This is a genomic window from Clostridium tepidiprofundi DSM 19306 (assembly GCF_001594005.1).
GTDB classification, from domain to species: domain Bacteria; phylum Bacillota; class Clostridia; order Clostridiales; family Clostridiaceae; genus Clostridium_AC; species Clostridium_AC tepidiprofundi.
Genome location: NZ_LTBA01000071.1, coordinates 1 through 6926 on the forward strand (window position 1 = coordinate 1; position 6926 = coordinate 6926).

Genomic DNA, 6926 nt, shown 5'->3' on the forward strand with positions numbered 1-6926 from the left:
AAGGCAAGTATAAAACAACAAAAGAATTTGGAAAAATGCAACCTAACGACAAGGTAAGTTTAATCGGTAACCATACAGAACCCAACACAGGTATTCACTACGGAGATAACTGGGTAGACGCTTGTGATTCAATCAACCCTTCCGAAATCTCAACACACGAACAGACCCAAGCGAAGGAAACTCCTAAACCTCAAGCAAAGGTGGATATTCATAAGAAAGTTAAGAGCGATACTGTTGAACATGGATTTGAATTATGGGAAGTAAGAAAGTTAGTAGACTCTAAAATTAATGAAGCTAAAGAAGAACATTTTTCTGATAAGCAAATAGCAGACCTCAAGCAGTATTGGGCAGACGAGTTTCACATCACCGTCGCAGAACTCGATAGCGTTCCTAATAACTACCTCGACATAATAGCCCAAGAAAAAGCCCAAAAACAAGCCGCCGAAGAGTTAGCCCGCAGACAAGCCGAAGAAAAGGCACGTAAACAATCTACTCATAACTCGGGGCATAAAGAAAAGCAATTACCAGAGAGTAATTGTAACACAGGCAGTAATGTAAGTCAAGGGGGAACAAATATTCAGTATCATGCACTAAGCGAGGAAGAAGTTAGAAAGCTAGACATAGAGCATAGCGGTTTAGACCCAAGCCTAGGAGTTGGCTATGAGGGAGACTACCCCGGATTTAACCTTGAACCATCCCACTAAAGAGAACCCTTCATGGGTTCTTTCTCTATATTAGAGATACCTTCCCTTATACCTTATATACCTCAACCAGATACCTAACTATATTTAGCTGAACCGAGAGAAAAAAATAACAGGAAAGAGAGGTCTATACATGGAACGTAAACTAGTATTCTTTTTAAAGGACACCGTACCGTTTTTACAAGGTATAGCTTTTGCTTTAGCGTTCTACCTAATCATTACTAAATTTATATTCTTCAACATCATAGTCCCGACAACTTCAATGTATCCCACAATACAACCTAATGATAGGATTCTCACGCTAGTTGTTCACAACCCATCGCATCTCAAGAGAGGGGATATCGTAGTCTTTTACTCTCACGAACAGGACGAAAAGATGGTCAAAAGACTTATAGGGTTGCCACAGGACAAAGTAACCATAAATGCAGACGGTTCAGTTTATGTGAACGACAAAAAGCTAGACGAACCGTATATCAAGAACCAGTTAAAACAAGGTGAAGTCTATTCAGGACTTCACTACGGTACTTACACCGTCCCCAAAGGGCATTACTTCTTCTTAGGCGACAATCGAACAAACTCGTTTGATTCACGTTATTGGAAGAACCCGTTTATCGGTGCAGGTAAAATGGATATTAAAGATAATGTTATAAATACAAATAAAATGCTTAAAACAGTTGATATACTTGATGTAGAGGATGTTATATGCTGATATTAGTTGGTTCAAAAAGTTGCACGAAAGGGGTATCTTTATATTATGTGTTGTGATCCACCCCGTAGGGATATCTTTCTAACTAAGTACATAGTTATATCATATACTTCACTAAAAGTTTATCAGTTTTGGACTATAGTTTACCAAGAAGTTCAGTAGATAAAAATTGGACTTCTTGGTTTTTTTTGTTGGTTATGTTGTCAAAGTGCGTACACAAACACAAGGTATTAGGGTTTATACTAGCTAGGTTATGGGTTAATGCAAGAAGATACTGCTCTATATAGGAGTGTTATTTTAAATTAAGGGAGGTAGAAAAATGAGTGTAGAGAGCAAAATTTACACATTTAAAATGTCATTAATGCTTAAAGAGGAAACAACAGGAGAGCTTATCCGAGATGTGAACATTGATGTAACTTTAGATACATCGGATGGTTGTTCAATGGATTATATCAAGGAATGTGTCATAGCGGCTTGTAATAGCACAATTAATGTCATTAATGATGTGTAAATGAAATTTAGAACTGCATGGCTGTGTCAGTAGCATAGCTATACGTATTGATTTCGGTATGTTTACGCACTTCAATTAAGCAGAAAAAAACACCCATATGGTACTTAGATTCGATAGTTAGTGTACTAAGAATACAAAAACAAAGTCAGAAGACAGTTTAATAGGAACACCTTCAATAACCATTCAAAAATGCTCTATGACGGCTCAAAATATTTTAAGGTATATTAGGTCTGATTTTTATTTTAAACGTCATACACGAGCTTATACGTTTAAAATAGAGGTATTTAAAAATAAAGATTATATTTTAAAAGTTTTAACCGTTTAGTGGGGGTAGCAATTTGTTACCTCCTTTTCATTTCTTGTGAACGGTGAATCCTAAAATTTAATAGATGTAGAATGTGAGTGGAACTAATAATTTAATTCTAAATACCATATTCCCGTTTTAGGAATGTTCTTATCTTTTCTTTTGGGATACTTAGGTAACTAATAGATACCATCTAAAATTCCAACTCAATGGTAATTAAAGGTCGGTATACACATAACTTAATGGTAACTTATATGTAGTTAAATATGGTTAAATACTAAGAATACAAAAATTGCTCAATGGTATTAGGTAACTTAAGGGTGGATACACATAGACTTAATGGTAACTTAAATTGTGTGATACGTTTTTGAGTTGAGAATTACTTAGGCAAAGTTAGATTTTAGAGTCTTGTAGGTTTTTATAAGAGATTACAAAACTGGTACTGGATGTTGTTGGTGAAACTTATTTGGTGCGACCTTTCAAGCTTGGGTAAACTTGGCACGTTGGTGCTATTGACTAAGAAGCCATCCATTTCTATAAGTAGTGGTAATTCACGAGTTTTGTTTAGCTGCATAGAAAGTATATTTTACAAGTATACTTTTGTGTTAATTTATTTGAGATATTTTATACTTACTGCATTGAAAAAAAAAGGATAAAAATTTTTATCCTAGTAAAAATTTTTACACTAAAAATTTTATTGATTTCTACAAAAATATCTTTATACTATGGTTCAAAACGTTGATTTTAGGTCAAAAAATAAGTTTTAGAAAAAACAAATATTTAAAATAGAGATTAAAAATTGAATTAAATTAAGCTTGTAAAATATAAGGATAAAAATTTTGGAATTAATTGGTCGATGTTATATCACCTATTTCATGATATACTTAAATTAATTTGTGAACGGTGGTGATAATTTTGGCACGTGTTACTAAAAAAGACTTAGAACAGAAAATTAAAGAGTTAGAGGATATGGCTAATTCTCTTTCAAGACAAGTAGTTGAACTTTATAAGGAGAAAGAAGATATACTAAACAATAAAAATATGATTGATAAAGCTGAATTTGATGGAGTAGTAAAACAATTGGAACAAATCGAGTATAATTATAACTCTTTAAAATCGCAGAATGAATATTTAATACAAAAGAACAATAGACTAATCGAAAAATGTTCCAAACTAAAGGAAGAAAACAGGCAGCTGCTAACCAAAATAACTAATAAAAAACATAACGAGCGTGGAGCAGGTAGAAAGAGTCGATTAACAGAGGAAACTATAAAGAAAATAAATTATTTACGTGAACAAGGATTTAGCTATGGGGAAATAGCTAAGAAAGTTGAACTAAGCAAAGCTTATGTATATAAATTAATTAATAAACGCTCTGATGTACAGAATATAGCTAATCAAAACACACTAGATTAAGTTATTCTAGTGTGTTTAATTGCTACTTTCGATTTTTTCTTATGTATTCAACTAAAGCCATGTTTATTATGTCTTGTTTCTTTATTCTTGGGTTATCAAAACAGAAATCATCATACATTTTCAAAACATTTTCATACATCTTGAATGAGCGAGTAACAAGTTTACCCTTTAGTTCTTTAGGGATAGTGATTTCTAATAATTCAGCATCTTCTTTTTGCTTTTGTTCTCTATACCAAACCAACATTTCTGATATTTCTTTTAGCATTTCGTTTGTTATTGAAATATCGGTGTTATACATAATACTTGAATTACTTGTAATATTTGCATTATAAGTATTATTCGTATTATTTGAATTACTTATAGCATCAGAGTTGCAAATAACACCTTTATTGTGTTGCTCTGCTAATTCATATTTATTATGCTCTTTGTTGAATGTATATCCTGTCTTTTCAAATCTTTTTCTTAATGTGCTTCTAGCAATATCAATATCTTTGCATATTTGAGTCAATGAAGTACCTTGCTTAAGTTGTTTATTTACAAAATCAATTTGCTCTAGTTGATTTAACTTATCAAATTCGCTTCTCTTCATCATTCACACCCTTTCGTAATTACAAGTACTATTTGTGTTATATTATAAAACTTCGGTAAAAAATAAAAATCCCCTTTATTTAATGCACCGTTTATCAGGGGAAAATAGTATAATTTGTAATTTCAAAAATAACCACTTAAAAACATTTTAGAATGGCTCAAAACATTTCAAGGTATGTTTGGTCTAATTTTAATTTCAAATGTCATACATGAGGTTATATGTGAAAATAGAGGTATTCTATTTTGAAGGTCATGTTGGATTTACACTTTATTCTTATACAATACAAATTTGATGAATATGTTATCATTTTAGTTATTTTATGGTATAATATCACCGTGTATTGAAGAAAGCGAAAGGAATGGATATATATGAAAAAAATAATAGGGATTTTCATTGCATTGTCAGCTGTTATACTAATATCTTACAATGTGTACAGTATGCAAGAAAGGATAAAAAAATTTGAACAAACAAAACAAAAATATATAGAATTATATTATAATATTGCTAAAACAGTGTATCCTGTTGCTAAAAAGGTTGTAAAAACTTCAAAATTAGATGATAATTCCTTTCACGTAATTCATAAAATTCTTACAGGTGATAGAATAATGTTATTAGTGTCTTTATCTCACGAATTAGAACACTATTCTTTTCATGTAAATAAGCTAGAGTATAAAATTCCTAATAACAAAAAAACTCAAGCAAAGTTTCTATACTATTCATGTTCTTCCCTAACGGATTTAATACTGTATGGAGAACAATATTCAAAGACAAAATCAGAGGAAAAATTAAAAAAAGTAAAAATTTTATCCAAGGAATATGTAGATTTTACTGATAAACTAGTCAAAAGATATAATTTGGATGAAATAAAAACAGATTAAGACCACTGATAAAACGATAAAATGTTAAATAAAAACACAAGAACCACCACAAATAAAAATTAATAGTGGTTCTTGTAATTAATTACATTTCAGTTAAGTACCAATGACCATCTCTATAAAGTCCTTTTTGTCTAGTACCTATAGGACAATCATAAATTTTTCCATAGCAAAGGAAATCTATAAAAACAACCTGCATTTTAACTAATGTGTATCCATTATGCTCCATAACATTTTTCACTCTATACAGACTTATCATAGTATCTTTGAAGTTATTTTCTAATTCCGTATATGCTTCCTCATTTGCTTCAATTCCAGAATCTATTAATTTGAATATTAAATAGGTTAAGAAACCACCAAAAGCACCAAATTCAACAGCTTTTATAAGTCCCATTGATTCAAGCATTGATTTTAATTCTTCTCCAAGAGTTTTAAATTTTTTAACTTCTTTAAGAGGATCATCAATATTATATTTTAATAAATCGTAAAGTTTTTCTGCTTTTTCTATTATTTTTCTAATCTCATCTACTGTAAAATCTTTTTCTATAATCCTTGGTCTGGAATTAACCATTATTCCATTGTTACTCATATAGTATCAATCTCCTTTTCATTTAATTTTTTTTATTTTTGCAAGACATTTTTCAGTCGACTGTTGTTTTTGTCTTACACTATATAAAGTCTAAATTAGGTGCAAAAATGGAAACCTATATTTGAAAAAAATTTAATTTTTTTTATTAAAAACGTAATTTTTAATATCTTCAACGTCTTTCTTTACATCTTCAACAATATCCAGTTTATCTGTAAGTTTTGCTATAATTTCTTGATAATTTTTTTCTCTTTCTTCCTGTCTTATATCTCTCTTTTCTTGTGCTTTTAATATATAAAAAATTAAAAATACACTAAGAGCTGCCCAAATTCCTTGAGAAGCTGCTACTTTAATTATTTCACTTTCCATTAAAATCACCCTCTGTTATATGTTTTCTAAGTTTTTTTATCCCTGCTCTAGCACTTCGATTGACAGCTTGTCTACTTATACCTAGTTCTTTTGCTATTAGTTCTGTTCTTTTATCCTTATAGTATTTTTGAAATAAAATATATTTTTGGTTTTCGGTAAGGTAATCATCCATCAATTCTCTTATATAGACTTTATCTACGATATGTTCTAAGGTGTCATCAGTACATGAATACAGTTTTGAATATATTTCTGAATCAACTGGATATTCTTTTTCTCTTTTCTTACTTTTTTTATAGTAATCAGCTTGTTTTCTAATTAGTATTTTAGCTAAGCAATTAGCAAGAGATTTCTCATCATAATTCTTATAATTCGATAGCTCTAATGTCTTAACACTTGCTATAAATTCAGTAATTATGTAATACTTGCTATCCTCATAATTTTGAAAATTAATTTTCCGTGATAAATTATCAATTAAATCTGAAAATCTAGCTATGAGCATATTAGTAGATTTTTCATCTCCTCTTTGACAATTTTCGATAGTTTTATATAAATTCATGAAATCACCCCAATATTATCAAGCTCTTAAATATTAAAGTCTGTTTGAGGGATAATTTTGGAAACATATTATTTAAATTTTAATACACATTTTTATATAAACTTCAAAAAGTATACTTTTTGAAACAGTTTGTCGTTTACCGTATTTCAATGCTTTGTAGCGTATCGAATACTTGTAAAAAATATCATGAAACGTATCAAAAATACACTTGATATTATGATACATTTGTATTATAATTTTGGACATAAAGAGAGGGGAAGCAATTATGAGAATTTATGGCTATGCAAGGGTAAGTACAAAGGAACAGAATTTA

Annotated in this window: 9 protein-coding genes; 5 read left to right on the forward strand and 4 right to left on the reverse strand. The window is 30.0% G+C overall.

All coding sequences use genetic code 11. The features are described 5' to 3' along the window. The 4 genes from CLTEP_RS14955 to CLTEP_RS12975 all read left to right on the forward strand — a co-directional run. Positions 1-704: hypothetical protein (locus tag CLTEP_RS14955; RefSeq protein WP_161938384.1), on the forward strand; the 704-nt coding region annotated here is incomplete at its 5' end. A gap of 130 nt (positions 705-834) precedes the next feature. After that, entirely contained in the window at positions 835-1410 is a 576-nt protein-coding gene (gene lepB, locus CLTEP_RS12965; protein ID WP_066827376.1) for a signal peptidase I, read from the forward strand. A 316-nt stretch (positions 1411-1726) separates the two neighbouring features. Beyond that, positions 1727-1918: a hypothetical protein gene (locus CLTEP_RS12970; protein WP_066827378.1), complete on the forward strand. Its 192-nt coding sequence runs from the start codon at positions 1727-1729 to the stop codon at positions 1916-1918. 1219 nt (positions 1919-3137) lie between these two features. Next, a complete protein-coding gene (locus tag CLTEP_RS12975) occupies positions 3138-3638 on the forward strand; it encodes a helix-turn-helix domain-containing protein (RefSeq protein WP_066827379.1) in 501 nt (166 codons plus the stop codon). Between the two features lie 22 nt (positions 3639-3660). Here CLTEP_RS12975 and CLTEP_RS12980 read toward each other — a convergent pair whose 3' ends face one another. Further along, the gene (locus tag CLTEP_RS12980; protein ID WP_066827380.1) at positions 3661-4227 is read right to left on the reverse strand and encodes a DUF4250 family protein; all 567 of its coding nucleotides are present in this window, start codon (positions 4225-4227) and stop codon (positions 3661-3663) included. A 368-nt stretch (positions 4228-4595) separates the two neighbouring features. Between CLTEP_RS12980 and CLTEP_RS12985 the strand changes: the two genes are divergently transcribed. Beyond that, on the forward strand, positions 4596-5105 hold the full coding sequence (locus CLTEP_RS12985) for a hypothetical protein (protein ID WP_066827381.1): 510 nt from the start codon (positions 4596-4598) through the stop codon (positions 5103-5105). An 82-nt stretch (positions 5106-5187) separates the two neighbouring features. Here CLTEP_RS12985 and CLTEP_RS12990 read toward each other — a convergent pair whose 3' ends face one another. The 3 genes from CLTEP_RS12990 to CLTEP_RS13000 form a co-directional block, all read right to left on the reverse strand. Further along, on the reverse strand, positions 5188-5691 hold the full coding sequence (locus tag CLTEP_RS12990) for a hypothetical protein (protein WP_066827382.1): 504 nt from the start codon (positions 5689-5691) through the stop codon (positions 5188-5190). A gap of 132 nt (positions 5692-5823) precedes the next feature. Next, positions 5824-6057 carry a BhlA/UviB family holin-like peptide gene (locus CLTEP_RS12995; RefSeq protein ID WP_066827384.1) on the reverse strand — a complete coding sequence of 78 codons (234 nt, stop codon included), beginning with the start codon at positions 6055-6057 and terminating at the stop codon, positions 5824-5826. Beyond that, positions 6047-6613 (reverse strand): RNA polymerase sigma factor, encoded by a 567-nt coding sequence (locus CLTEP_RS13000; RefSeq protein WP_066827386.1) that lies wholly within the window; start codon positions 6611-6613, stop codon positions 6047-6049. The genes CLTEP_RS12995 and CLTEP_RS13000 overlap by 11 nt, the downstream gene beginning before the upstream one ends. Between the last annotated feature and the right edge of the window lie 313 nt (positions 6614-6926).